The organism is Variovorax flavidus (assembly GCF_030317145.1).
In the GTDB taxonomy this organism is placed as follows: Bacteria; Pseudomonadota; Gammaproteobacteria; order Burkholderiales; family Burkholderiaceae_C; genus Variovorax; species Variovorax flavidus.
Genome location: NZ_JASZYE010000007.1, coordinates 75,886 through 100,050 on the forward strand (window position 1 = coordinate 75,886; position 24,165 = coordinate 100,050).

At 65.2% G+C, this 24,165-nt stretch carries 23 protein-coding genes; 13 read left to right on the forward strand and 10 right to left on the reverse strand.

Going from position 1 to position 24,165, the window contains the following annotated elements; genetic code table 11:
- Nucleotides 1-843 (forward strand): tryptophan 2,3-dioxygenase, encoded by an 843-nt coding sequence (kynA, locus tag QTH90_RS25355; protein WP_286667327.1) that lies wholly within the window; start codon nt 1-3, stop codon nt 841-843.
- A 47-nt stretch (nt 844-890) separates the two neighbouring features.
- On the forward strand, nt 891-2,141 hold the full coding sequence (locus QTH90_RS25360; protein WP_286667328.1) for an SMI1/KNR4 family protein: 1,251 nt from the start codon (nt 891-893) through the stop codon (nt 2,139-2,141).
- A 2-nt stretch (nt 2,142-2,143) separates the two neighbouring features.
- On the opposite strand, the gene QTH90_RS25365 is transcribed toward QTH90_RS25360, so the two are convergent.
- From QTH90_RS25365 to QTH90_RS25385, 5 genes are all read right to left on the reverse strand, one after another.
- Nucleotides 2,144-3,322, reverse strand: coding sequence for an FAD-dependent monooxygenase (locus QTH90_RS25365; RefSeq protein WP_286667329.1), 1,179 nt, complete (start codon nt 3,320-3,322; stop codon nt 2,144-2,146).
- 11 nt (nt 3,323-3,333) lie between these two features.
- Nucleotides 3,334-3,612 (reverse strand): DUF6587 family protein, encoded by a 279-nt coding sequence (locus tag QTH90_RS25370; RefSeq protein WP_286667330.1) that lies wholly within the window; start codon nt 3,610-3,612, stop codon nt 3,334-3,336.
- Nucleotide 3,613: 1 nt separating this feature from the next.
- A complete protein-coding gene (gene feoB / locus QTH90_RS25375; RefSeq protein WP_286667331.1) occupies nt 3,614-5,512 on the reverse strand; it encodes a ferrous iron transporter B in 1,899 nt (632 codons plus the stop codon).
- On the reverse strand, nt 5,505-5,786 hold the full coding sequence (locus QTH90_RS25380; protein ID WP_286667454.1) for a FeoA family protein: 282 nt from the start codon (nt 5,784-5,786) through the stop codon (nt 5,505-5,507). The genes feoB and QTH90_RS25380 overlap by 8 nt, the downstream gene beginning before the upstream one ends.
- Before the next feature lie 220 nt (nt 5,787-6,006).
- Nucleotides 6,007-8,874 carry an aconitate hydratase gene (locus QTH90_RS25385; protein WP_286667332.1) on the reverse strand — a complete coding sequence of 956 codons (2,868 nt, stop codon included), beginning with the start codon at nt 8,872-8,874 and terminating at the stop codon, nt 6,007-6,009.
- A 124-nt stretch (nt 8,875-8,998) separates the two neighbouring features.
- Here QTH90_RS25385 and QTH90_RS25390 point away from each other — a divergent pair, with 124 nt between their 5' ends.
- Nucleotides 8,999-9,826 (forward strand): helix-turn-helix domain-containing protein, encoded by an 828-nt coding sequence (locus QTH90_RS25390; RefSeq protein WP_286667333.1) that lies wholly within the window; start codon nt 8,999-9,001, stop codon nt 9,824-9,826.
- 114 nt (nt 9,827-9,940) lie between these two features.
- On the forward strand, nt 9,941-10,441 hold the full coding sequence (locus tag QTH90_RS25395; RefSeq protein WP_286667334.1) for a pyridoxamine 5'-phosphate oxidase family protein: 501 nt from the start codon (nt 9,941-9,943) through the stop codon (nt 10,439-10,441).
- A gap of 71 nt (nt 10,442-10,512) precedes the next feature.
- On the opposite strand, the gene QTH90_RS25400 is transcribed toward QTH90_RS25395, so the two are convergent.
- The 5 genes from QTH90_RS25400 to QTH90_RS25420 form a co-directional block, all read right to left on the reverse strand.
- Nucleotides 10,513-13,098, reverse strand: coding sequence for a bifunctional aconitate hydratase 2/2-methylisocitrate dehydratase (locus tag QTH90_RS25400; protein WP_286667335.1), 2,586 nt, complete (start codon nt 13,096-13,098; stop codon nt 10,513-10,515).
- Nucleotides 13,099-13,169: 71 nt separating this feature from the next.
- Complete coding sequence (locus tag QTH90_RS25405; RefSeq protein ID WP_286667336.1) at nt 13,170-13,733, reverse strand: hypothetical protein; 564 nt, start codon at nt 13,731-13,733, stop codon at nt 13,170-13,172.
- Between the two features lie 27 nt (nt 13,734-13,760).
- On the reverse strand, nt 13,761-14,780 hold the full coding sequence (locus QTH90_RS25410) for an HpcH/HpaI aldolase/citrate lyase family protein (protein ID WP_286667337.1): 1,020 nt from the start codon (nt 14,778-14,780) through the stop codon (nt 13,761-13,763).
- Nucleotides 14,781-14,788: 8 nt separating this feature from the next.
- Nucleotides 14,789-15,565, reverse strand: coding sequence for a trans-aconitate 2-methyltransferase (tam, locus tag QTH90_RS25415; RefSeq protein WP_286667455.1), 777 nt, complete (start codon nt 15,563-15,565; stop codon nt 14,789-14,791).
- A 139-nt stretch (nt 15,566-15,704) separates the two neighbouring features.
- Nucleotides 15,705-16,691, reverse strand: coding sequence for a malate dehydrogenase (locus QTH90_RS25420; protein ID WP_286667338.1), 987 nt, complete (start codon nt 16,689-16,691; stop codon nt 15,705-15,707).
- Between the two features lie 193 nt (nt 16,692-16,884).
- Here QTH90_RS25420 and QTH90_RS25425 point away from each other — a divergent pair, with 193 nt between their 5' ends.
- The 9 genes from QTH90_RS25425 to QTH90_RS25465 all read left to right on the forward strand — a co-directional run bounded on the left by QTH90_RS25425 (nt 16,885) and on the right by QTH90_RS25465 (nt 24,157).
- Entirely contained in the window at nt 16,885-17,646 is a 762-nt protein-coding gene (locus QTH90_RS25425) for a GntR family transcriptional regulator (protein ID WP_286667339.1), read from the forward strand.
- 135 nt (nt 17,647-17,781) lie between these two features.
- The gene (sdhC, locus tag QTH90_RS25430; RefSeq protein WP_286667340.1) at nt 17,782-18,228 is read left to right on the forward strand and encodes a succinate dehydrogenase, cytochrome b556 subunit; all 447 of its coding nucleotides are present in this window, start codon (nt 17,782-17,784) and stop codon (nt 18,226-18,228) included.
- A gap of 13 nt (nt 18,229-18,241) precedes the next feature.
- Nucleotides 18,242-18,607, forward strand: coding sequence for a succinate dehydrogenase, hydrophobic membrane anchor protein (sdhD, locus tag QTH90_RS25435; protein WP_286567421.1), 366 nt, complete (start codon nt 18,242-18,244; stop codon nt 18,605-18,607).
- Nucleotides 18,608-18,611: 4 nt separating this feature from the next.
- Nucleotides 18,612-20,420, forward strand: coding sequence for a succinate dehydrogenase flavoprotein subunit (gene sdhA / locus QTH90_RS25440; protein ID WP_286667341.1), 1,809 nt, complete (start codon nt 18,612-18,614; stop codon nt 20,418-20,420).
- Nucleotides 20,421-20,451: 31 nt separating this feature from the next.
- Complete coding sequence (locus QTH90_RS25445; RefSeq protein ID WP_286667342.1) at nt 20,452-21,153, forward strand: succinate dehydrogenase iron-sulfur subunit; 702 nt, start codon at nt 20,452-20,454, stop codon at nt 21,151-21,153.
- Between the two features lie 13 nt (nt 21,154-21,166).
- On the forward strand, nt 21,167-21,469 hold the full coding sequence (locus QTH90_RS25450) for an FAD assembly factor SdhE (protein ID WP_286667343.1): 303 nt from the start codon (nt 21,167-21,169) through the stop codon (nt 21,467-21,469).
- 24 nt (nt 21,470-21,493) lie between these two features.
- The gene (gltA, locus tag QTH90_RS25455) at nt 21,494-22,804 is read left to right on the forward strand and encodes a citrate synthase (RefSeq protein WP_286667344.1); all 1,311 of its coding nucleotides are present in this window, start codon (nt 21,494-21,496) and stop codon (nt 22,802-22,804) included.
- A gap of 149 nt (nt 22,805-22,953) precedes the next feature.
- Nucleotides 22,954-23,094, forward strand: a complete 141-nt coding sequence (locus QTH90_RS25460; RefSeq protein WP_286667345.1) for an entericidin A/B family lipoprotein — start codon at nt 22,954-22,956, stop codon at nt 23,092-23,094.
- Between the two features lie 118 nt (nt 23,095-23,212).
- The gene (locus QTH90_RS25465; RefSeq protein ID WP_286667346.1) at nt 23,213-24,157 is read left to right on the forward strand and encodes a LysR family transcriptional regulator; all 945 of its coding nucleotides are present in this window, start codon (nt 23,213-23,215) and stop codon (nt 24,155-24,157) included.
- The last annotated feature ends 8 nt before the right edge of the window (nt 24,158-24,165 follow it).

A 24,165-nucleotide genomic window follows, 5' to 3' on the forward strand; every position in this document is an offset into this window, starting at 1 on the left:
ATGAGTACAAGTACCGAACAGATCGTCCATGACGAAAAGGCGCAGCTCGATTTCAGCGCCTCGATGAGCTACACGGACTATCTGAGTCTCGACACCATCCTGAATGCGCAGCACCCGCGGTCGCCTGCACACGACGAGTTGCTCTTCATCGTGCAGCACCAGACCAGCGAGCTCTGGATGAAGCTCATGCTGCACGAGTTGCGCGCCGCGATCCGCTGCATTGCGGAAGACGACCTGTCCAGCGCCTTCAAGATGCTGGCCCGCGTGTCGCGCATCATGGAGCAGTTGGTGCACGCCTGGGACGTGCTCGCCACCATGACGCCGCCCGAATACAGCGCGATGCGGCCCTACCTCGGCGCCTCCAGTGGCTTTCAGAGCTGGCAGTACCGCTGCATCGAATTCGCGCTGGGCAACAAGAACGCCGCCATGCTCAAGCCGCATTCACACCGGCCCGAGTTGCTGGCCGAGGTGGAGGCGGCCTGGCGCGCGCCCTCGCTCTATGACGAAGCGCTGCGCCTCCTGGCGCGCCGCGGCCTCGTCGTGCCGGCCGACCATCTGGAACGCGACTGGTCGAAACCCTACGAGTCGAGCGACGGCGTCGAACAGGCCTGGCTGGTGGCCTACCGTGATCCGAAGAAGTACTGGGAGCTCTACCAGCTCGGCGAGGAACTGACCGATCTCGAAGATGCCTTCCGCCTCTGGCGCTTCCGCCACGTGACCACGGTCGAGCGAGTGATCGGCTTCAAGCGTGGCACGGGCGGCACCGGCGGCGTAAGCTACCTGCGCAAGATGCTCGACGTCGTGTTGTTCCCGGAGATCTGGAAGCTCAGAACAGATCTCTAGGCTGCCCGGCGCGAACCCGCATCCCATCACGACAAAGAGGAGACGAGATGGACAACGATTTCTTCGGCGATGAGGAACTTGCGCTGCTGCGCTCCCATGGCATTGCGCTCTTCGCGCGGCGCGTGATCTTCGACGCGCAGCCGCCCATGACGCAGGAGCAGATCGCGGCGGTGCAGGCCGTCTGCGCCGGGCCGCTTCCGCCCGAACTGCTGGCGCTGTGGCGCCTGACGGCGGGCGGCCGCGTCGACTACGACCTCCACCTGCGCATGAACGGCAACGAGGAATCGGTCGGCTGGAGCGAACTGTTCTGGAACGGCAGCGACTCGTTTCACGACCTGCAGGGCTGGATCGGGCACGAGCTTGAAGGCGCGAAGGAAGCTGCCGCCGAAAGCGACGAGGCCTGGGACGGCAAGCTGACCCTGTTGCCGATCGGTGGACTCGAGGACTGCGATCGCATCTATGCGGTGGTCGAATCGGGCGCGGACTATGGCCACATCCTCGCCTGGAAGCACGGCCTGCCAACGGCCTGGGCGCACGAGATGCACGAGGACGGCATGACCACCGTTGCGCACGACCTCTGCGCCGCGTTCGAGGCTTTGCATCTCGACGAGGACCCGCTCGACCCCGCGGGCGAATACTTCACCGGGCAGGCGCTGCTCGAGTATCTGGACCAACGACACCAGGAGCACGGCCTGACCATCGAGCTGATGGACAAGCTGATCGCGTTCTATCGCCGCGCGATGATCGACTGGCAAACACCGCTGGCCGACGGAACGCTGGGGCAGAACGGCCCGCTCTCGCGCATCGCACTGCGCCATGCGGTCGCGACCGACGACGCGGAACTGGTCGACCGACTGGTTGCCGCCGACGTGGCGGTGGACGGCCCTCTGCACGGCAGCGCGATCGCCACCGACCTGGCGCTGAGCCACGGCGCGCACGCCGCGGCGGCTGCGCTGGTGCGCGCCGGCGCGCCCGTGGCGCCCGATGCGCTGGACTACATCGACAACGCCGTCTCGCCTGAACTCGTGAGCCTGTTGCTGGCGCACGGCGCCCAGCCAAGCCCCACGGCCATCGCCGAGTGCGTGGCCTGCGGCGCACCTGCGGCCGCGCGGCTGATTGCCAGCGCCTATGCGCAAACCCATGACGACCTGCCGACCGCCTATGCATCCGTCCGCGATGGATTGCTGGCCGAACTCGAATCGTCGCTGATCGAAGTGCGCGAGGGCCGGCTGACACACTATCTCGGCCTGGCGGGGCTGACCAAGCGCGTCGATCACCTGCAGAGTTTCAGCCTCTGAGTTCAGGCGTCGTAGAGCCAGGGCACGTCGAGCAGACGCGCGCCCAGCAGGCGCAGCGCGGCATCGCGCCCCACGCGCACGAGACCCGTGGCATGGAAGATCTCCCCGTTGCGCCGCGCCCGCGCCTGCACCTGCGCGTTGCGCTCCCAGCGTGCGGCGGCATAGCGCGCCAGCGCGGCCGGGACTTCCGGTGCGGCCCCGCCGTCGAGTGCCTCTGCCAACGCAACCGCATCCTCGATCGCCATGCCGGCGCCCTGGGCCAGGTAGGGAAGCATCGGGTGCGCCGCATCGCCGGCCAGGGCCACACGCTCGCCGGCCATCTCGTGCGGGCCCGTCAGCGGCGGACGATCGCTCAGCGTCCACGCCCGCCATGACGGCACCGCTTCGAGCAAGGCCTGCAGACCGCCGCACGTGCGGCCGGTCGCGGCTTGCAGTGCGCCAAGGCTCGTCGCCTGGTCCCAGTCGCGTGCGTCACCGACCGGCGCTGCTTCAGCGAGGACGACCACGTTGAGCGCCTCGCCGCGGCGCACGGGATAGGCCACCGCATGCAGGCGCGGGCCCAGCCAGACACAGATCTGCGTACTCCGGAGCGATGCAGGCAACGCCGCCTGGTCAACCAGTGCGCGCCATGCCGTGTGGCCGGTCGCGCGGGGCGGCGAGGCGTCCTCCACCACGCGCGGACGCACGGTGCTCCAGAGGCCATCGGCGCCGATCAACGCATCGCCTTCCCAGGCGCGCGTCTCGGTGCTCGATGCGCAGACCAGGTCTCCCCTTGCGACCACCTGCGTCACGCGCGCTCCGGTGGTGAGGGTGACGGCGCCGGTTCCGCGCACCGCGGCCAGCATCAGCGCATGGAGGTCGGCGCGATGGACGCAGAGATAGGGAGCGGCATAGCTGTGCAGCATCGCGTTGCCGAGCGGCATGCGGGCGATTTCGCTTCCACTGGTCGCGCTGCGAATGACCAGCGCATCAGGCCGCGCTGCGACACGAATCAGGGCTTCCGAGACGCCGAGCGCCTGCAGGCGCCGCGTGACGTTGGGTCCGAGCTGGATGCCCGCGCCGATTTCGCTGAACGCCACCGACTGTTCGAGCAGGTCGATGCGGTGGCGCCGCCGGGCCAGCGCGAGCGCCGTCGCCAGGCCCGCAATGCCCCCGCCTGCAATCAGGATATGAGCCGACATCGCGAGCGCTCTCAGTGCGAGCGCGTCAGGGGCGGTTGGCCGTCTGCACCTGTCTTCGGGCCTGCGCCGGTGGAGCAACTGCCGCAGCTGTCGCACGACCCGCAACCCGAGGTCTTGCCGAGCGAAGCCGCGAGTTGTTTCGCACGCTCCTCATCGACCAGCCCCGCGCGATGCGAACCGGCCGCAAGCCTGGTGGCCGCCGCGCGGCGCCAGCTGCCCGGCATCCAGCGCCAGACGGCATAGATCGCAGCCAACGCGACGATCAGCGCTACGACGATCTGTTGTGTCATCTCATCCTCCTGTGAGTGCCAGCGTCACCCGATAGGTGATCCAGCACGCAATGTAGGCGAGTCCGAACAAATAGCCAGCCATGATCCACACGTAGCGCCAGGAACCGGTCTCCCGCTTGACGGCAGCCAGCGTCGAGATGCATTGCGGCGCAAACACGTACCAGACCAGGAGCGACAGCGCCGTGGCCAGCGACCAGGAGCCCGCGATCAATGGTTCGAGCTGTCCCGCCACGTCGTCGCCGGTGGCAGAGAGCGCGTACACCGTGCCCAGGGCGCCGACAGCCACTTCGCGCGCCGCCATGCCGGGCACCAACGCGATCGAGATCTGCCAATTGAAACCGATGGGCGCAAAGATGTGCTCGAGGCCGCGGCCGATCATGCCCGCCAGGCTGTACTGGATGGCGGGGCCGGTTGCGCCTTCGGGCGGTGACGGGAAGGTCGAGAGAAACCACAGCAAGATCGTCAGCGTGAGGATGATCGTGCCGACGCGCTGGATGAAGATCCATGCCCGCTCGTAGAGTCCCAGCCCGAGGTTGCGCAGATTGGGCCAGCGATAGGCCGGCAGTTCCATCATCAGCGGCGAATGCTGCTTGTTGTCGCGGAAACGCTTCATGACCCAGGCCACGGCCATTGCCGAGACGATGCCGAAGACGTACAGCGCGAACAGCACCACGCCCTGCAGGTTGAACACGCCGCCGACCGTGCGCGCCGGAATGAAGGCGGCGATCAGCAGCGCATACACCGGCAGCCGCGCCGAACAGGTCATGAGCGGCGCGATCATGATCGTCGTGATCCGGTCGCGCCAGTTGCTGATGGTGCGCGTGGCCATCACGCCCGGAATCGCGCAGGCAAAGCTCGACAGCAGTGGAATGAAGGAGCGGCCCGACAGGCCCACGGTTCCCATCACCCGGTCGAGCAGGAAGGCCGCGCGCGGCAGGTAGCCCGAGTCTTCGAGCGCCAGGATGAACAGGAACAGGATCAGGATCTGCGGCAGGAAGACGATCACCCCGCCGACGCCGGCGATGATGCCGTCGACCAGCAGGCTCTGCAGCATGCCCTCGGGCACGAAGCGCTTGATGAGTTCGCCGAACGCGGTGGTTGCGTCCTTGATGGCGTCCATCGGCACCTCGGCCCAGCTGAACACGGCCTGGAACATCAGGAACATCGTGACCGCGAGCACCACCATGCCCCACAGCGGGTGCATCACGACGCGATCGATGCGGTCGCTGGTGGCCAGGCTGCCGACCGGCTCTTTCACCGCAAGGCCGAGGATGCGGCGCACCTCGCGCTGCGTGTCGAGCACGTCGTCGAGTCCGGGTGCGCGCCAGGGTTTCGGCGCTGCGGCGGCAACCGGTGCATCGAACGCTTCGAGCAGCCCTTGCGCGCCGCCGCTGTGCACGCCGACCGTCTCGATCACCGGCACGCCGAGTTCGCGGGAGAGCACGGCGACGTCGATCGTGATGCCCTGCTTTTTCGCCATGTCGGTCATGTTCAGCGCCACGACCATCGGCAGGCCCAGGCGCTTGGCTTCGAGCACCAGCCGCAGATTGAGCCGCAGATTGGTGGCATCGGTTACACACACGAGCAACTCGGGCGGCGCCTCCTTGCTCTTGCCGGTGACCACGTCGCGCGTGACGGCCTCGTCGGCCGACAGCGCATTGAGGCTGTAGGCGCCCGGCAGGTCGAGCACGAAAACGCGCCGGCCCGCTGCCGTGCGCAGGATGCCCTCCTTGCGCTCGACCGTTACGCCCGCGTAGTTGGCGACCTTCTGCCGGCTGCCCGTGAGCAGGTTGAACAACGCCGTCTTGCCGCAGTTGGGATTGCCCAGCAGCGCGATGCGATCCGGCGGGCTCGTCGATACGGCGGCCCCGGGCTGGAAGGTCAATGTCGCTTCAACCATGGCCGAGCGCTCCCGGCGTGACGCGAATCAGCGCTGCTTCGTGGCGGCGCAATGCGAACGTGGTGTGGCCGAGGCGAACAGCCAGGGGCTCTCGTCCCGGCACGCCGTTCGCGACGATGCACACCGCCTCGCCCGGCACGAAGCCGATTTCGGTCAGCCGGAGCACCAGTTCGCGATCCTCCGGCGCATCGGGCCGTACCACGTCAAGCACGGTGGCCCATTGATGATTGGGAAGCTGATGGAGGCTGATGGCGGCCAGGGCCGCGCCGGTCATTGTGGTCACCCGCGGAATCCAGATCTGCAAAATGAGAATTATTCTCGAAAAACGCAGGCGTTTGGGTGAGGAAGGTCAAATGGACCGAAACAGGCGCGCCGAAACGGCACGTCCGGGCGTGACTTCCGTGTGAAACACCGCGGAGCCGACTCGCCGGTCCGTCAGTGTTGTCCCCCGGCCGGGCCCCCCAAGGAGTGAGAGAGCCGGCGGGCGAGCCAGGTCAGGCCGCCAGGAGCTGCCGCAGCACGAACGGCAGGATCCCGCCGTGCTTGTAATAGTCGACCTCGATCGGCGTATCGATCCGCAGGCGCACCGTCACCTCCTGGTGCGTGCCGTCCGGCCGGTGAACGACGATCTTCACGTCCATCTGCGGCTTGAGTTCGCCGCCGATGACCACGTCGATCTTCTCGTCGCCCGTGAGTCCGAGGCTCTCCCACGAATCCGCGCCGCGGAACTGCAGCGGCAGCACGCCCATGCCGACCAGGTTGGCGCGGTGGATGCGCTCGAAGCTGCGCGCCACCACTGCCTTGATGCCCAGCAGCTGCGTGCCCTTGGCAGCCCAGTCGCGCGAGGAGCCGGTGCCGTATTCCTCGCCGCCAAAGATCACGGTCGGTACGCCCTGCCCGATGTACTTCATCGCCGCGTCGTAGATGAACATCTTCTCGTTGCCAGGCTGGAACAGCGTCACGCCGCCCTCCTCGCGCGAGCCGTCCGGCCCCGCGGGAATCATCAGGTTCTTGATGCGCACGTTGGCGAAGGTGCCGCGCATCATCACGTCGTGGTTGCCCCGGCGCGAGCCGTAGCTGTTGAAGTCGGCCTTCGAGACGCCATGCGCCTTGAGCCAGATGCCGGCCGGCGAGCTTTCCTTGATGGAGCCTGCCGGCGAGATATGGTCGGTGGTAATCGAGTCGCCGAACAGCGCCATGATGCGCGCGCCCGTGAAGCCGGCGTCCGCGGCGTGCGGCTTCATCTTGAAGCCCTCGAAAAATGGCGGCTCCGCGATGTAGGTGGACTTGGGCCAGTCGTAGACCTGCCCGGTCGTGCCCTTGATGCTGCTCCAGAGCTTGCCCGGGTTGTCCTTGATCTGCTCGTAGTTCTTGCGGAAGGCCTTGGCGTTCATCGCGAAGCGCAGGTTGTCGTCGATCTCCTTCATGCTCGGCCAGATGTCGCCGAGATAGACGTCCTGCCCCTTCTTGCCCTTGCCGACCGGCTGGGTCATCAGGTCGACCATCACATTGCCCGCAATCGCGTAGGCCACGACCAACGGCGGCGAAGCCAGGAAGTTCGCCTTGAGGTTGGGATGGATGCGGGCCTCGAAATTGCGGTTGCCCGACAGCACCGCGGCGCCGATCAGGTTCTTCTTGGTGATGACCTCGTTGATCTCGGGCGTGAGATCGCCCGCGTTGCCGATGCAGGTGGTGCAGCCATAGCCAGCCAGATAGAAGCCCAGCTTTTCGAGATAAGGCAGCAGGCCAGCCTTCTCCAGATACTCGGTCACGATGCGCGATCCCGGGGCCAGCGAGGTCTTGACGTGCGGCTTGACCGTCAGGCCGGCTTCCACCGCCTTCTTCGCCAGCAGGCCGGCAGCGAGCATCACGCTCGGATTCGACGTGTTGGTGCAAGAGGTGATGGCGGCGATCAGCACGTCGCCGTTGCCGATCGAAACCTGCCCCTTGGGCGCGGGCGGCGCGGTTGCGCCCATGTGCGCCGCAGCCTTGGTCGAGCGGTTGGCCACCATCTCGACCACCTGGCGTGGTGCGCCGGGCGGCGGCGGTGCAGCCTCCTCCTCCGCGGCGCTGCCGCCGTGCGCCAGCGGATAGCGCACCTTCAACGTATCGGCTGGCTGGTTGAAGCCGTTGGCCTCGATCGGCTTGCTGTAGAGCTCGGAGAACTTGGTTGCCAGGTGGCCCAGGTCGATGCGGTCCTGCGGCCGCTTCGGGCCGGCCAGGCTGGGCGAGACGGTGCCGAGGTCGAGCTTGACGACCTTGGTGTACTCGAGTTCGCCCGGCGCCGGCATGCCGAATAGACCCTGCGCCTTGTAGTAGGCCTCGAAGCGCTCGATTTCGGCCTCGGTGCGGCCCGTGCCCTTGAAATAGGCCACCGTCATCTCGTCGACCGGGAAGAAGCCCATGGTCGCGCCGTACTCGGGCGCCATGTTGCCGATGGTGGCGCGGTCCGGAACCGCGATCGAGGCAGCGCCAGGACCGAAGAACTCGACGAACTTGCCCACCACCTTTTCACCGCGCAGGATGGCCGTCACGTAAAGCACCAGGTCGGTGGCGGTCACGCCCTCGCGCAGCTTGCCGGTGAGTTCGAAGCCGACCACGTCCGGAGTCAGCATGTAGACCGGCTGGCCCAGCATGGCAGCCTCGGCCTCGATGCCGCCCACGCCCCAGCCGACAACGCCGATGCCGTTGATCATGGTCGTGTGGCTGTCGGTGCCAACGAGCGAGTCGGGGTAGTACACCGGCGGTTCGCCCTTGTCGTACGGGCTCTTGTAGACGCCGCGCGCGAAGTATTCGAGATTGACCTGGTGGACGATGCCGAAGCCGGGAGGGACGACGCCAAAGGTGTCGAAGGCCTGCATGCCCCACTTCATGAACTGATAGCGCTCGTTGTTGCGCTGGAACTCGAGCTTCATGTTGAGGTCGAGCGCCTTGGGGGTGCCGTAGTAATCGACCATCACCGAGTGGTCGACGACGAGGTCTACCGGCACCAGCGGCTCAATGGTCTTGGGCGACTTGCCGAGCGACTGCGCCACGCTGCGCATGGCCGCCAGGTCCGCCAGCAACGGCACGCCGGTGAAATCCTGCAGCACCACACGGGTCACGACGAAGGGGACTTCGTCGGTGCGCTCGGCATTGGGCGCCCAGTTCGCCAGCTGCTCGACGTGCTCTGCCGTGACCTTCTGGCCGTCGCAGTTGCGCAGCACGGATTCGAGCACGATGCGGATCGAGACCGGGAGCTTCTCGACGTTGGGATACTGCTTGGCGAGTTCCTTGAGTGACCAGTACTTGCCGGACTTGCCCGATGCGGTCTTGAAGGTCTTCAGCGTAGGGGCAAAGGCGTGCGCCGGTTCTTTGGCCATGTGGAAACTCCTGTGATTCGTGGAAGCTTCTGAAAGATAGCAGGGTTCGATGACATCGGCTGTAGGCCGGGCGATGACCTGGGAGGTCATGGCATTCGCGCAGCGCTTCACTAGGATGGCGGCCATGAGCATGCAAAGCACCCCGCCGACCGCGGCCGATCCCTTCGGGACCCACCTTCGCCATTGGCGCCAGCATCGGCGCCTGAGCCAGCTCGATCTGGCGAACGAGGCCCAGGTCTCGACGCGGCACCTCAGCTACGTCGAAACCGGCCGCGCCGAGCCCAGCCGGGAGATGGTCCTGCGCCTTGCCGAGCGGCTCGAGGTGCCGCTTCGCGAGCGCAACGCACTGCTGGTCGCGGCCGGTTACGCGCCCATGTATCGGCAGCGCTCGCTCGACGATCCCGCGCTGGCATCGGCGCGGCGGGCGGTCGAACTCGTGCTCAAGGGTCACGAGCCCTTCCCTGCGCTCGCCGTGGACCGCCACTGGAACCTCGTGGCGCACAACGCACTGGTGCCCCTTTTGATGGCCGGCGCAGCGCCCGAACTGGTCAAGCCGCCGATCAACGTCCTTCGCCTCAGCCTGCATCCGGATGGCCTGGCGCCGCGGATCGCCAACCTGCCGCAATGGCGTGGGCACCTGCTCGAACGGTTGCAGCAGCAGATCGCTGCCACCGGCGATGCCGCGCTGGTGGCCTTGCACGACGAACTGGCCGCGTATCCGGCGCCCAGCGTCAGCCACGATGCACCGGCAGCCGGGGGCGAACTCGCCAACGTGGTCGTGCCCTTTCAGCTCGTCACGCCCAACGGCGTGCTGAGCTTCATCAGCACCACCACCATCTTCGGCACGCCGGTCGACGTCACGCTGCAGGAACTGGCCGTCGAGTCGTTCTTTCCGGCCGATGCGCAGACAGCGAAGGCCCTGGCCGCCCTGGCGGAGCCCACACCGGCCTGACGACTGCGCTCCGTCGGTCCAGGACGACACGCAAAAGCGTCATGCCTGCGCGCGGGCACCGGGACGATGGCCCTAGGTTGAAGCTTTCAACCCATCCATCCCCGGAGAACGCACATGAGCACCACCGACGCGCAAGCCAAGCTGTGGGACCTGATCAAGGACACCCGCTACGGCATGCTGACCCACCGCCACGACGACGGGCAACTGCACAGCCATCCGTTGACCACGCAGAACAAGAAGGTCGACGAAGGCGCGACCCTTTACTTTTTCGTGCCGAAGAACGGCGACATTGCCCACCATGTCGTGGATGACCCGAGTGTCAACGTCGCCTATGCCAACACCGATGCGGACAGCTACGTCTCGATCTCCGGCCAGGCAGCCCTGATCGACGATCAGGCCAGGAAGGAGGAGCTGTTCACGACGATGGCAAAGGCCTGGTTCCCTCAGGGCGCAGGCGACCCGAACCTGGGCCTCCTGGCTGTCCGCATCGTCGATGCCGAATATTGGGACGTGGACGACAGCAAGATGGTCCAGCTTTTCAAGATGGCGAAGGCCGCCATCACAGGCAAGCCGCCGACGCAGCTGGCCGAGCACAGGAAGCTCGACGTAGCCTGAACCCGGCCCCTGCGTGAGCACCAAGAAAAAACCCCGCCGAGGCGGGGTTTTTTGAATGGGCGTCAGCGATGTCAGGCTGCAACGGTCGCGGCGACGTCCTTGTACTCGTCGATCTTGTCGAAGTTCAGGTACTGGTAGATCTGCTCGCTGGAAGCATCGATCACGCCGACATTGGTCATGTACTCCTCCCGGGTCGGAATGCGACCGAGGCGCGAGCAGATGGCGGCCAGTTCGGCGCTGCCGAGGTACACGTTCGTGTTCTTGCCCAGACGGTTCGGGAAGTTGCGGGTACTGGTCGACATCACCGTCGCGCCTTCGCGCACCTGTGCCTGGTTGCCCATGCACAGCGAGCAGCCGGGCATTTCGGTGCGCGCGCCGGCATTGCCGAACACGCCGTAGTGGCCTTCTTCGGTGAGCTGCTGCGCATCCATCTTGGTCGGCGGCGCGATCCACAGCTTGACCGGGATGTCGCGCTTGCCTTCGAGCAGCTTCGACGCGGCGCGGAAGTGGCCGATGTTCGTCATGCACGAGCCGATGAACACTTCGTCGATGGCGGCGCCGGCCACGTCCGACAGCGTCTTCACGTCGTCAGGATCGTTCGGGCAGGCCACGATCGGCTCGTGGATGTCGGCCAGGTCGATCTCGATCACGGCGGCGTAGTCGGCGTCGTCGTCGCCCTTGAGCAGTTGCGGGTCCTTCAGCCAGGCTTCCTGCGCGGCGATGCGGCGGGCCAGCGTGCGGCCGTCGGCGTAGCCTTCGGCAATCATCCAGCGCATCAGCGTGATGTTGCTGTTGATGTACTCGATGATCGGTTCCTTGTTCAGGTGCACCGTGCAGCCGGCAGCCGAGCGCTCGGCCGAGGCATCGCTCAGCTCAAAGGCTTGTTCCACCTTCAGATCCGGCAGGCCTTCGATTTCGAGGATGCGGCCCGAGAAGATGTTCTTCTTACCCTTCTTCTCGACGGTCAGCAGGCCCTGCTTGATCGCGTACAGCGGAATCGCGTTGACCAGGTCACGCAGGGTCACGCCGGGCTGCATCTTGCCCTTGAAGCGCACCAGCACCGATTCGGGCATGTCGAGCGGCATCACGCCCGTGGCGGCCGCGAACGCCACCAGGCCCGAACCCGCCGGGAAGCTGATGCCGATCGGGAAGCGCGTGTGGCTGTCGCCGCCCGTGCCGACCGTGTCGGGCGTCAGCAGGCGGTTGAGCCAGCTGTGGATCACGCCGTCGCCGGGACGCAGCGAGACGCCCCCGCGCGTAGCCATGAAGTCGGGCAGCTCGTGGTGCATCTTCACGTCGACCTTCTTCGGGTACGCCGCGGTGTGGCAGAACGATTGCATCACCAGGTCGGCGCTGAAGCCGAGGCAGGCGAGGTCCTTCAGCTCGTCGCGGGTCATCGGGCCGGTGGTGTCCTGGCTGCCGACCGAGGTCATCTTCGGCTCGCAGTAGGTGCCGGGGCGCACGCCCTGGCCTTCCGGCAGGCCGCAGGCGCGGCCGACCATCTTCTGCGCAAGCGAGAAGCCCTTCTTGGTGTCGACCGGGCTGACCGGCAGGCGGAACAGCGTCGAGGGCGCCAGGCCCAGCGCTTCACGCGCCTTGGCCGTGAGGCCGCGGCCGATGATCAGCGGAATGCGGCCGCCGGCGCGCACTTCGTCGAACAGCACATCGCTCTTGACGGAGAACTCGGCGATCACCTTGCCGTCCTTGAGCGCCTTGCCCTCGTAGGGACGCAGTTCGACCACGTCGCCCATGTTCATCTGGCTGACGTCGAGTTCGATCGGCAGCGCGCCGGAGTCTTCCATCGTGTTGTAGAAGATCGGAGCGATCTTGCCGCCGAGGCAGACGCCGCCGAAGCGCTTGTTCGGCACGAAGGGAATGTCCTCGCCGGTGAACCACAGCACCGAGTTGGTCGCGCTCTTGCGCGACGAGCCCGTGCCGACCACGTCGCCGGCATAGGCCACCAGATGGCCGCGGGCGCGCAGGTCCTCGATGAACTTCACCGGGCCGCGCTTGCCGTCTTCCTCGGGGACGATGCCGGGGCGCGCATTCTTGTGCATCGCGAGGGCGTGCATCGGGATGTCCGGACGCGTGGTCGCGTCAGGTGCGGGCGACAGGTCGTCGGTGTTGATTTCGCCGGCCACCTTGAAGATGCTGACGGTGATGCTTTGCGGCACTTCGGGACGGCTGGTGAACCATTCGGCATCAGCCCAGCTTTGCAGCACGGCCTTGGCGTTGGCATTGCCCTTGTCGGCCTTTTCCTTGACGTCGTGGAACTGGTCGAACATCAGCAGCGTCTTCTTCAGGCCATCGGCCGCGACGGCGCCGACTTCGGCATCGTCCAGCAGATCCACCAGGGGTCCGATGTTGTAGCCACCGAGCATGGTGCCGAGCAGTTCGGTTGCACGGGCACGCGTCAACAACAGGCTCTTTTCGGTGCCATGTGCCACGGCAGCAAGGTAGCTGGCCTTGACCTTGGCTGCGTCGTCCACGCCCGCGGGCACGCGGTGCGTCAGCAGGTTGAGCAGGAACTCGGCGTCGGCAACAGCCGGCGACTTCATGAGCTCGATCAGCTCGGCGGTCTGCTTGGCGGTGAGCGGCAGTGGCGGGATGCCGAGCGCGGCGCGCTCGGCGACATGGTCAACGTAGGCTTGCAACATCTTCTTTTCTCCGGAAACACAAATGGGCGGGCGGCTCCCGCGTCAAGCAAGAGCCGCGCCTTGCTTACTCTTTACTGCTTGGTGGGCTGCGCGTCGCCTTCGAACAGGCTCTTGGGTGGGTTCTTCTTCATGTCCTCGGCGAATTCCACCTGCTTGGCGGCCTGGCATTCGTCAGCCAGGCGCAGACCCAGCTTCTGGCTCATCAGCATCGACTTGTTGCCCAGTTGAAGCCACATGGCCTCGCGCACCGGGTCTTCGAGCCGGACCGCGCCGGTGCGGCTGGCGACCGGATGCAGGCGGTACTTGACGCCGGCATGCGTCAGGACGAAGAAGCCGGGCTTCTTGGGGTCGGCCTCGATGTTCACGCTGGCGCCGAGTTCGCACTTGATCGTGCCGGTGAGTATGGTTTCAGCGACCTTCAGGTCCTGCTCCGACAGGGTGACGTCGGTTTCTTCGCTGATCGGCTTGGCCTCTTCGACCTTCTTGATGACGCGCTTGGGCACCACCTTCTGCACGATCTTCTTGCCAGTCGTATTGGCGGCCGGCTTCGCTGCGGAACCCGTAGCGTTGTTCTGGGCCATTGCGGCCATCGGCATGACGAAGGCGGCAGCGGCAATCAGCGCAATAGTCTTCATGGATGTAGTTCTTTCGCGGGTTGGATTTCAGGATGATGAGGATGCAAACCACGCCTGCGCCTCGGGGGGCAAGGAGCGGCCTGTGGCGTGCGCCCGTTCGAGTACCTGCCAGAAATGGCGGTAGCTGGCACGGTCATGCAATGTGCCATCGATGCTGACCGGCGCCCACGCGGCACCGGCTGCAGCAGCAGTGATTTTTGTAGCGATTTGAATCTGCCGATCGTCGGGCGCGAAGGCCTCGAGGATGGGACGGATCTGGTTCGGGTGGATGCTCCACATGCGCGTGTAGCCGAATTCGCTGGCGGCCTTCTTCGCTGCCGCGCGCATCGCATCGATGTTGTTGAACTCTGTCACGACGCAGTGCGAAGGCACCTTGCCGTACGCGTGCGCGGCGGAGGCGATATCGAGCTTGGCGCGCACCACCAGCGGGTGCGAGAACTGCCCTGCCGCGCCCATGCCTTCGGCCGGAATCGCGCCGCCATGGGAGGACACGAAATCCATGAGCCCGAAGCTCAGCGACTGCACGCGCGGGTGCGCGGCGATCTCGAAGGCGCGATGTACGGCGAGTGGGGACTCGATCAGCACATGCAGCGGAAGCGCTTCGGCGCCGGCGGCATCGAGCGCTTCAACCGCATCGCGCACGTCGTCGACGGACTCCACCTTGGGCACCATCAAATGGCTCAGGCGGTGGCCGGCGCGTCCGGCGATCGTGATCACGTCGCCGGCAAAGCTCGGATGGTCGACCGGATGCACCCGTGCACCGACGCGCATGCCGGGCGCCGCGGACAGAGCGAGTTCGGTGACCAGCGCGGCATGCTCGGCCTCGCCGCCCACCGGGGCGCCGTCCTCGCAGTCGAGCGTCACATCGAACACGCAGGCGCCGAATTCCGCGGCCATCTCTGCCTGCAGCGCGAGACTCTTGCGCATGCGGCCTTCGACGCCGCTGTAGTGGTCGCAAACGGGCAGGACGACGGCACCGGCCTGCGCGCCGAGGAGCACCTCACGCGGATGAAGGCTGGTCGAAGAAGATGCAGAAGATGCATTCATTCGGGGGGTCATGCCTTTCGCTGCGCCACGATGAACATGCGAGGGAACGCCAGCAGCAGCCGGCCGTCGCTGCGCGGCGGATAGGCTGTCGCGATGCGCCGTTCGTATTCGGCCAGGTAACTGCCGCGCAGTTCGGGCGTCAGGCGATCGACGAAGGGCTTGAGCCCGGTGCCGCTCACCCATTCGACGATCGCAGCTGCCGAGGCCATCGGATGCTGGTACGCGGTGCGCCAGACATCGGCCTTCGCCGCATCGGCGGCGAGCAGGTCGTAGTAGCCGTCGATCGACAGCAGTTTCGTGCGCAGCTTGTCGGCGTTGCCGATGGCCTGCGCCCAGGGCGCCTCGGCCGCGACCTCGCGCATCATCCGATGCGTGGGTTCCTCGCGGTTGTCGGGCATCTGGATGGCCAGGACGCCGCCCGGCGCCAGCGCAGCAAAGAGCCGGGGAATCAGCGCTTCGTGGTCAGGCACCCATTGGAGGGCGGCATTCGCATAGATGAGATCGGGTGGCAGCTCAGGCTGCCACGTGGCGATGTCGCCAGATTCGAAGCGGGCTTGCGGCAGGCGTTCCCGCGCGCTCGCCAGCATGGCCTCGGAGTTGTCGATGCCGACAACGGCAGCGCCGGCGAAGCGCTGCACGAGAAGCTCGGTGGAATTGCCCGGCCCGCAGCCGAGATCGACCACCTGGGCCGCCTCGGTCAGCGGGACGCGCGCCAGCAGTTCTGCTGCCGGGCGCGTACGCTCGTCTTCGTAACGACGATAGAGCGCGGGGTTCCAGTCGAGCATGGTCAGGATGAGCAATGTTTGCAGGCTGCGCAGCAGGGCCACTTCGTGAAACACCGCGGAACCGGCTCAGCCGGGCCGCATGTGTTGCCCCCTGCAAGGGGGTTGGCGAAGCGACACGCAGTGCGCGAAGCCTGGGGGTTTACAACAAGTGGGCGACGCCGGCTTGCTCGTCTTGCAGTTCCTTCAGGGTCTTGTTGATGCGCTCCTGGCTGAACTCGTCGATCGAGAGGCCTTCGACCAGCTTGTATTCGCCGTTTTCGGTGGTGACGGGGAAGCCGAAGATCACGTCCTTCGGAATGCCGTACTGGCCGTCCGACGGGATGCCCATCGTGACCCACTTGCCGTTGGAGCCCAGGGCCCAGTCGCGCATGTGGTCGATGGCGGCGTTGGCAGCCGAAGCAGCCGACGACAGGCCGCGCGCCTCGATGATGGCTGCGCCGCGCTTGCCGACGGTCGGCAGGAACACGTCCGCGTTCCAGACCTGGTCGTTGATGAGGTCCTTGACGCTCTTGCCTCCGACCGTGGCGAAGCGGTAGTCGGCGTACATCGTGGGCGAATGGTTGCCCCAGACGGTGAGCTTCTCGATGTCGCCCACTGCCGTGCCGGTCTTGGCGGCGATCTGGCTGGCAGCGCGGTTGTGGTCCAGGCGCAGCATGGCGGTGAAGTTCTTGCGCGGCAGGCTGGGTGCGCTCTTCATCGCGATGTAGGCGTTGGTGTTGGCGGGGTTGCCGACCACCAGCACCTTGACGTTGCGGCTCGCGACCTGGTCGAGGGCCTTGCCTTGTGCCGTGAAGATCTGGGCGTTGGCTGCCAGCAGGTCGGCGCGCTCCATGCCGGGGCCGCGCGGACGGGCACCGACCAGCAGTGCGTAGTCGGCGTCCTTGAAGGCGACCAGCGGGTCACCCGTGGGGATCACGCCGGCGAGCAGCGGGAACGCGCAGTCTTCGAGTTCCATGATCACGCCCTTGAGGGCCTTCTGGGCCTTCTCGTCGGGGATCTCGAGCAGTTGCAGGATGACCGGCTGGTCCTTGCCGAGCATTTCGCCGGAGGCGATACGGAACAGCAGGGCGTAACCGATTTGGCCAGCGGCACCGGTGACGGCAACGCGAACAGGCTTTTTGCTCATGGGAAAACTCCAGGAAATGATGAAAACGGTGCACGGCCGCGGAGCGCGGCCACGAGGTCGGCCCGGACGATGACGCCTCAGGCTTCAGGCCGTCTTCGATTTTATGCCGATTTGCGGTTTCGATGGCGCGTGTCTTATGTCTTATATAAGATGTCGACCCTGGAGGCACCTTCGCGGTGCACCGCTGCACCCCATGACCACCTCTCCCACCGCCATCGCGGAGCTCTCGACGCCGTCGTTCAGTCCGCTCTACCAGCAGATCAAGTCATTGATCCTGCAGAGCCTGCACACCGGCGAATGGAAGCCGGGAGAACCGATCCCCAGCGAAATGGACCTGGCCGCGCGCTTTCGCGTGAGCCAGGGCACCGTGCGCAAGGCGATCGACGAACTCGCAGCCGAAAACCTGGTGGTGCGCCGCCAGGGCAAAGGCACATTCGTCGCGACACATGCCGAGCAGCATGTCCAGTACCGTTTCCTGAAGCTTGTGCCCGACAGCGGCGACGTTGACAGCGAAGGCCCCGCCGAGCGCGAGATCGTGGACTGCCGTCGGCAGCGCGCCACCGCCGATGTGGCGCGTGCGCTGGCATTGCGCACGGGCGACCCGGTATTGCAGGTCCGTCGCGTGCTGGCCTACCGCGGCACGCCGACCATTCTCGAAGACCTCTGGCTGCCCGGCACCCCCTTCAAGGGACTCACCGCAGAACGCCTGACCGCATGGCATGGGCCGATGTACGCGCTGTTCGAAACCGAATTCGGCGTGCGCATGGTGCGTGCCGAGGAAAAGATCCGAGCCGTGCTGCCCGATGCGGCGCAAGCAGGGCTGCTCGCCGTCACCACGGCGACACCCTTGCTGAGCGTCGAAAGAGTCGCCCACACCTATCACGACACCCCGATGGAACTGCGCCGCGGCCTCTATCGCACGGACACGCACCACTACCGCAATGAGTTGGGATGAGCGCGGAGCATCCGACCACGCTAGTGCGATGACCGGGCAACTTGAGCAGCGTCATGGTGCGTTGCAATAGAATTTTGAGTTGTTTGCATTTTTGCTACAGATCAAGCCGCCCCTCGAAAAATACCGAAAGCCCCCATGACAGAGCTGGCCACACCACCCCGACCGCCGCGGCGCGAGTTCCGCAACATCAACGCCATCACCGACCTGACCACCTACCGGCTTCCTCCGGCCGGTCTCGTGTCGATCCTGCACCGCGTGAGCGGCGCACTGATGTTCCTGCTGCTGCCCTTCATCATCTGGATGTTCGACACTTCCGTGTCATCCGAGATCTCGTTCGCCCGCTTCAAGGCCGCCTTCAACAGCGGCCTTGGTTTCGTTCCGGGCTGGTTCATCAAGCTGGTTGCACTCGCGCTGATCTGGGCCTACCTGCATCACATCATCGCGGGCCTGCGCCATCTGTGGATGGACGTGAGCCACGCTGCGGTGAGCAAGGAATTCGGCCGCAGCTCGGCCATCGCCACGCTGGCCATCAGCATCGTGCTGACCATCGTCCTCGGCGCCAAGCTGTTCGGCCTGTACTGAGAAGGAGCACGAAATGTCTGTGAACTATGGCTCCAAGCGCACCGTCGTCGGCGCGCATTACGGCTTGCGCGACTGGCTCAGCCAGCGCATCACTGGCGCCCTGATGGCGCTCTTCACCGTCATCCTGCTCGCGCAGGTGATCTTCACGCGCGGTCCGGTCGGCTACGACGCATGGGCCGGCATCTTCGCCTCGCAATGGATGAAGGTTCTCACCTTCGTGGTGATCGCCTCGCTGCTGTATCACGTATGGGTCGGCATGCGCGACATCTGGATGGACTACGTCCAGCCGGTAGGCATCCGCCTCGTTTGCCAAGTTTTCACGATCGTCTGGCTTGTAGCGTGCGCGGGTTGGGCCATTCAAGTGCTCTGGAGAATCTGACCCCATGACCTACACCAAAGAACAAATCACCAAGCGGAAGTTCGACGTCGTCATCATCGGCGCCGGCGGTTCCGGCATGCGGGCCTCGCTGCAACTTGCACGCGCCGGCCTCAATGTCGCCGTGCTGTCCAAAGTGTTCCCGACCCGCTCGCACACGGTCGCTGCCCAGGGCGGCGTCGGCGCGTCGCTCGGCAACATGAGCGAAGACAACTGGCACTATCACTTCTACGACACGATCAAGGGCTCCGACTGGCTCGGCGACCAGGACGCGATCGAGTTCATGTGCCGCGAGGCACCGAAGGTCGTGTACGAGCTCGAGCACTTCGGCATGCCCTTCGACCGCAATCCGGACGGCACCATCTACCAGCGCCCCTTCGGCGGCCACACGGCCAACTACGGTGAAAAGCCCGTCCAGCGCGCCTGCGCGGCGGCCGACCGTACGGGCCACGCGATGCTGCACACGCTCTATCAGAAGAACGTCGAGGCACGCACCCAGTTCTTCGTCGAATGGATGGCCCTCGACCTGATCCGCGACGCCGAGGGCGACGTGGTCGGCGTGACCGCGCTCGAAATGGAAACCGGCGACCTGCACATCCTGCAGGCCAAGACCGTGCTGCTCGCCACCGGCGGCGCGGGCCGCATCTTCGCGGCGTCGACCAACGCCTTCATCAACACCGGCGACGGCCTCGGCATGGCCGCACGTGCGGGCATTCCGCTGCAGGACATGGAGTTCTGGCAGTTCCATCCGACCGGCGTGGCCGGTGCCGGCGTGCTGCTGACCGAAGGCTGCCGCGGCGAAGGCGCGATCCTGCTGAACAGCAATGGCGAGCGCTTCATGGAACGCTATGCGCCCACGCTGAAGGACCTCGCACCGCGCGACTTCGTCTCGCGTTCGATGGACCAGGAAATCAAGGAAGGCCGTGGCTGCGGCCCGAACAAGGACTACGTGCTGCTCAAGCTGGACCATCTCGGTGCCGAGACGATCCACAAGCGCCTGCCTTCGGTGTACGAGATCGGCGTCAACTTCGCCAACGTCGACATCACGAAGGAACCGATCCCGGTCGTGCCCACCATCCACTATCAGATGGGCGGCATCCCCACCAACATCAACGGCCAGGTCGTCATCCAGAAGGGCGAGGACAACAGCTCCGTGGTCAATGGCCTCTACGCCGTCGGCGAATGCTCCTGCGTGAGCGTGCACGGCGCCAACCGCCTGGGCACGAACTCGCTGCTCGACCTGCTGGTGTTCGGCCGCGCGGCCGGCAATCACATCGTCGAGTTCAACGACAAGCTGAAGGAACACAAGGACCTGCCGGCCGATGCGGCCGACCGCACGCTGGAGCGCCTCAACCAGCTCGAACGCTCCACCAGCGGCGAGTACGCCCAGGACGTGGCCAACGAGATCCGCTCGGTCATGCAGCAGCACGCCGCCGTGTTCCGCAAGCAGGCATCGATGGACGAAGGTGTCCAGAAGATCGCCGCCGTGCGCGAGCGCGTTGCAGCGGTCACGCTCAAGGACAAGTCGCGCGTGTTCAACACCGCCCGCATCGAAGCGCTGGAAGTCGACAACCTGATCGAAGTGGCTCAAGCCACGATGGTCTCGGCCGCCGCACGCAAGGAATGCCGCGGTGCCCACACGGTCGAAGACTACGAACGCCCCGCCGACGATCCGGTCGCACCGCTGGGCCGCGACGACGCCAACTGGATGAAGCACACGCTCTGGTACAGCCAGGACAACCGCCTCTCGTACAAGCCCGTCAAGCTGCAGCCGCTGACCGTCGCGTCCGTGCCGCCCAAGGTCCGCACGTTCTAAGCCCACGAGAAAGCATCACAAGGTCATCACGATGAAGCGCACATTTCAAATCTACCGCTACGACCCGGACAAGGACGCCAAGCCCTACATGCAGACCATCGAGATCGAACTCGACGGCCACGAACGCATGCTGCTCGACGCCCTGATGAAGCTCAAGGCGCAGGACCCGACGCTGTCGTTCCGCCGCTCGTGCCGCGAAGGCGTCTGCGGCTCAGACGCCATGAACATCAACGGCAAGAACGGTCTGGCCTGCCTGACCAACATGCTGACGCTCAAGGGCACGATCGTGCTGAAGCCCCTGCCCGGCCTGCCGGTGATCCGCGACCTGATCGTGGACATGACGCAGTTCTTCAAGCAGTACAACTCGATCAAGCCCTACCTGCAGAACGACACGGTGCCGCCCGAGAAGGAGCGCCTGCAGTCGCCTGAAGAGCGCGACGAGCTCAACGGCCTCTACGAGTGCATCCTGTGCGCGAGCTGCTCGACGAGCTGCCCGAGCTTCTGGTGGAACCCCGACAAGTTCGTCGGCCCGGCAGGCCTGCTGCAGGCCTACCGTTTCATCGCCGACAGCCGCGACGAAGCGACCGGCGAGCGCCTGGACAACCTTGAAGACCCCTATCGCCTGTTCCGTTGCCACACGATCATGAATTGCGTGGACGTGTGCCCCAAGGGCCTGAACCCGACCAAGGCGATCGGCAAGATCAAGGAACTCATGGTGCGTCGCGCCATCTAGTGAGTTGAACCCCATGCAAGCCACCGACGACTTCGACCAGCCGATCAGCGAACGCGCGCTGAGCAAGCTGAAATGGCGTTGCCGGCGCGGCCTGCTCGAAAACGACCTGTTCATTGCGCGTTTCTTCGAACGGCATGAGGCAAGCCTGACCCGCGGGCAGGCACAGGCACTGGAGACATTGATGGACCTGTCGGACAACGATCTGCTCGACCTTCTGCTTCGGCGAAAGGAGCCTGAGCCCGAATGGGCCGGGGCCGGGGTGGTCGAACTGTTGCAGCTGATGCGCACCGACGGCGCGCAATCCTTATCTTCCTGAACAATTCTTTGAAAGACACTCGAAATGAAAGCATCCGAGACCAAGGCCACTCTGTCGTTCAGTAACGGCGGACAGAACGTCGAGCTACCGATCTACAAGGGCACGATGGGCCCCGACGTGATCGACATCCGCAAGCTCTACGCCCAGACGGGCATGTTCACCTACGACCCGGGCTTCATGTCGACGGCCTCTTGCGAGTCGGCCATCACCTATATCGATGGCGACAAGGGCGAACTGCTGTATCGCGGCTACCCCATCGAGCAACTCGCGACCAACTGCGACTTCCTCGAAACCTGCCACCTGCTGCTGTACGGCGAACTGCCCAACGCAGACCAGAAAGTCGGCTTCACCAAACTCGTGACCAACCACACGATGGTCAACGAGCAGATGCAGTTCTTCCTGCGCGGCTTCCGTCGTGACGCGCACCCGATGGCCATCATGACCGGCTTGGTCGGCGCGCTCTCGGCCTTCTATCACGACAGCACGGACATCAACAATCCGAAGCACCGCGAGATCGCCGCGATCCGCCTGATTGCGAAGATGCCGACGCTGGTTGCCATGGCCTACAAGTACACCGTGGGCCAGCCCTACATGTACCCGAAGAACGAACTCAGCTACGCGGGCAACTTCCTGCACATGATGTTCGCGACGCCGTGCGAAGAGTACAAGGTGAGCCCGGTGCTCGAGCGCGCGCTCGACCGCATCTTCATCCTGCACGCAGACCACGAGCAGAACGCATCGACCTCCACCGTGCGCCTGTGCGGCTCGTCGGGCACCAACCCCTTCGCGGCGATCGCGGCCGGCGTGGCCTGCCTCTGGGGCCCTGCCCACGGCGGCGCCAACGAAGCGGCGCTCAACATGCTCTACGACATCCAGAAGGCCGGCGGCGTCGAGAAGATCGGCGAGTTCATCAAGCAGGTCAAGGACAAGAGCTCGAACGTCAAGCTCATGGGCTTCGGGCATCGCGTCTACAAGAACTACGACCCGCGCGCCAAGCTGATGCAGGAAACCTGCAAGGAAGTGCTCGGCGAACTGGGCCTCGAAAACGACCCGCTGTTCAAGCTGGCCATGGCTCTCGAGAAGATCGCTCTCGAAGACGAATACTTCGTGTCGCGCAAGCTCTACCCGAACGTCGACTTCTACTCGGGCATCGTGCAGCGCGCGATCGGCATCCCCGTGCCCCTGTTCACCGCCGTCTTCGCACTGGCCCGCACGGTGGGCTGGATCGCCCAGCTCAACGAAATGATCGGCGACCCCGAATACAAGATCGGCCGCCCGCGCCAACTGTTCGAAGGCTCGGCCAAGCGCGACGTGAAGCCCGTCGCTCAACGCTGATCTTCCGTTCGGCGCTCAACCAGGAAAGCTGCCTTCGGGCAGCTTTTTTGCGTTTTGGCTGACACGGACAGGGTAGCCGCGGCGATAAGTTTCATCGGGGGGAATGAATCCATTCACCTTTTCGCCAATTTGAACGAAGGAGTTCCATCATGAAGAAGCTTGCCGCGTTGATCACTGTCGCCTTTGCCTTTGCCGTGCCACTAGCCGGTTGCAACACCATGAAGGGTGCTGGACAGGACATCCAGAAGGGTGGTGAAAAGGTGGAGGATGCGGCGAAGAAGAAGCAATAACGACGCTGGGGCACTCATCGCCCCACGGCAACGAAGTCATCGCGCATCGCGATGACTCTCACCCCAAAACGGAGGGAAAATACGGGCTTCCATCTCAGAACGAGATGCCAAAGCCCGTATGACCTCCTCCGAACGCAGCTTCGCCCGGCGCATCGACCTCACGTCCTTGCAGTTGTTCGTGGCCGTCTGCGAACTGGGCAGCATCGGCCGCGCCGCGGAACGTGAGTTCATTGCGGCTTCGGCGATCAGCAAGCGCCTCTCGGATCTCGAGGCGACGCTCGGCACCCCTCTTCTTTATCGCCATGCGCGCGGCGTCGACCTGACGCCGGCCGGCGAAAGCCTGCTTCACCATGCCCGTTCGGTGCTCTACAGCCTCGAAAAGATGCAGGGCGAACTCAGCGAGTACGCCGACGGTGTGCGCGGCCATGTGCGAGTGCACGCCAATATCTCGGCGATCGTGCAGTTCCTGCCCGAAGACCTCGGTGCCTTCACGCGCGAGCACGATGCGATCAAGATCGACCTCGAAGAACACCTGAGCAGTGAAGTCGTGCGCGCAGTGCACGAAGGCGCGGCGGACCTGGGCGTCTGCCACTTGCCGGAAGGCACGAGCGACCTGCAAAGCCTGCCCTACCGCGAAGACGCGCTGGTCCTGATCGTGCCCACGGGGCATCCGCTGGCAGCTCGACGGACGATCGATTTCTCCGACTCCCTCGACTTCGACCATGTCGGTCTTCACACCAACAGCTCGATCTATGTCGCCATGCACCAGGCGGCGCTGGCCGTGAATCGAACGATCCGGCTTCGCATCCACGTGACGGGCCTCGACGCCATGTGCCGCATGATCGAAAACGGTCTCGGCGTCGGCGTCATGCCGCGCCGTGCCTTCGAGCTGATGCGCGGCGGCATCGGCCGCACTCTCCAGAGCCTCGCACTGAACGATCCCTGGGCCGCGCGCGAGATCCGATTGATTGCGCGCGACTTCTCGACGCTGCCGGTCGCGGCCCGCATGCTCGTCAAACACCTGCACACACCGGCAGGGGCGCCCGCCCAACTCGCCGCCTAAGACAATTT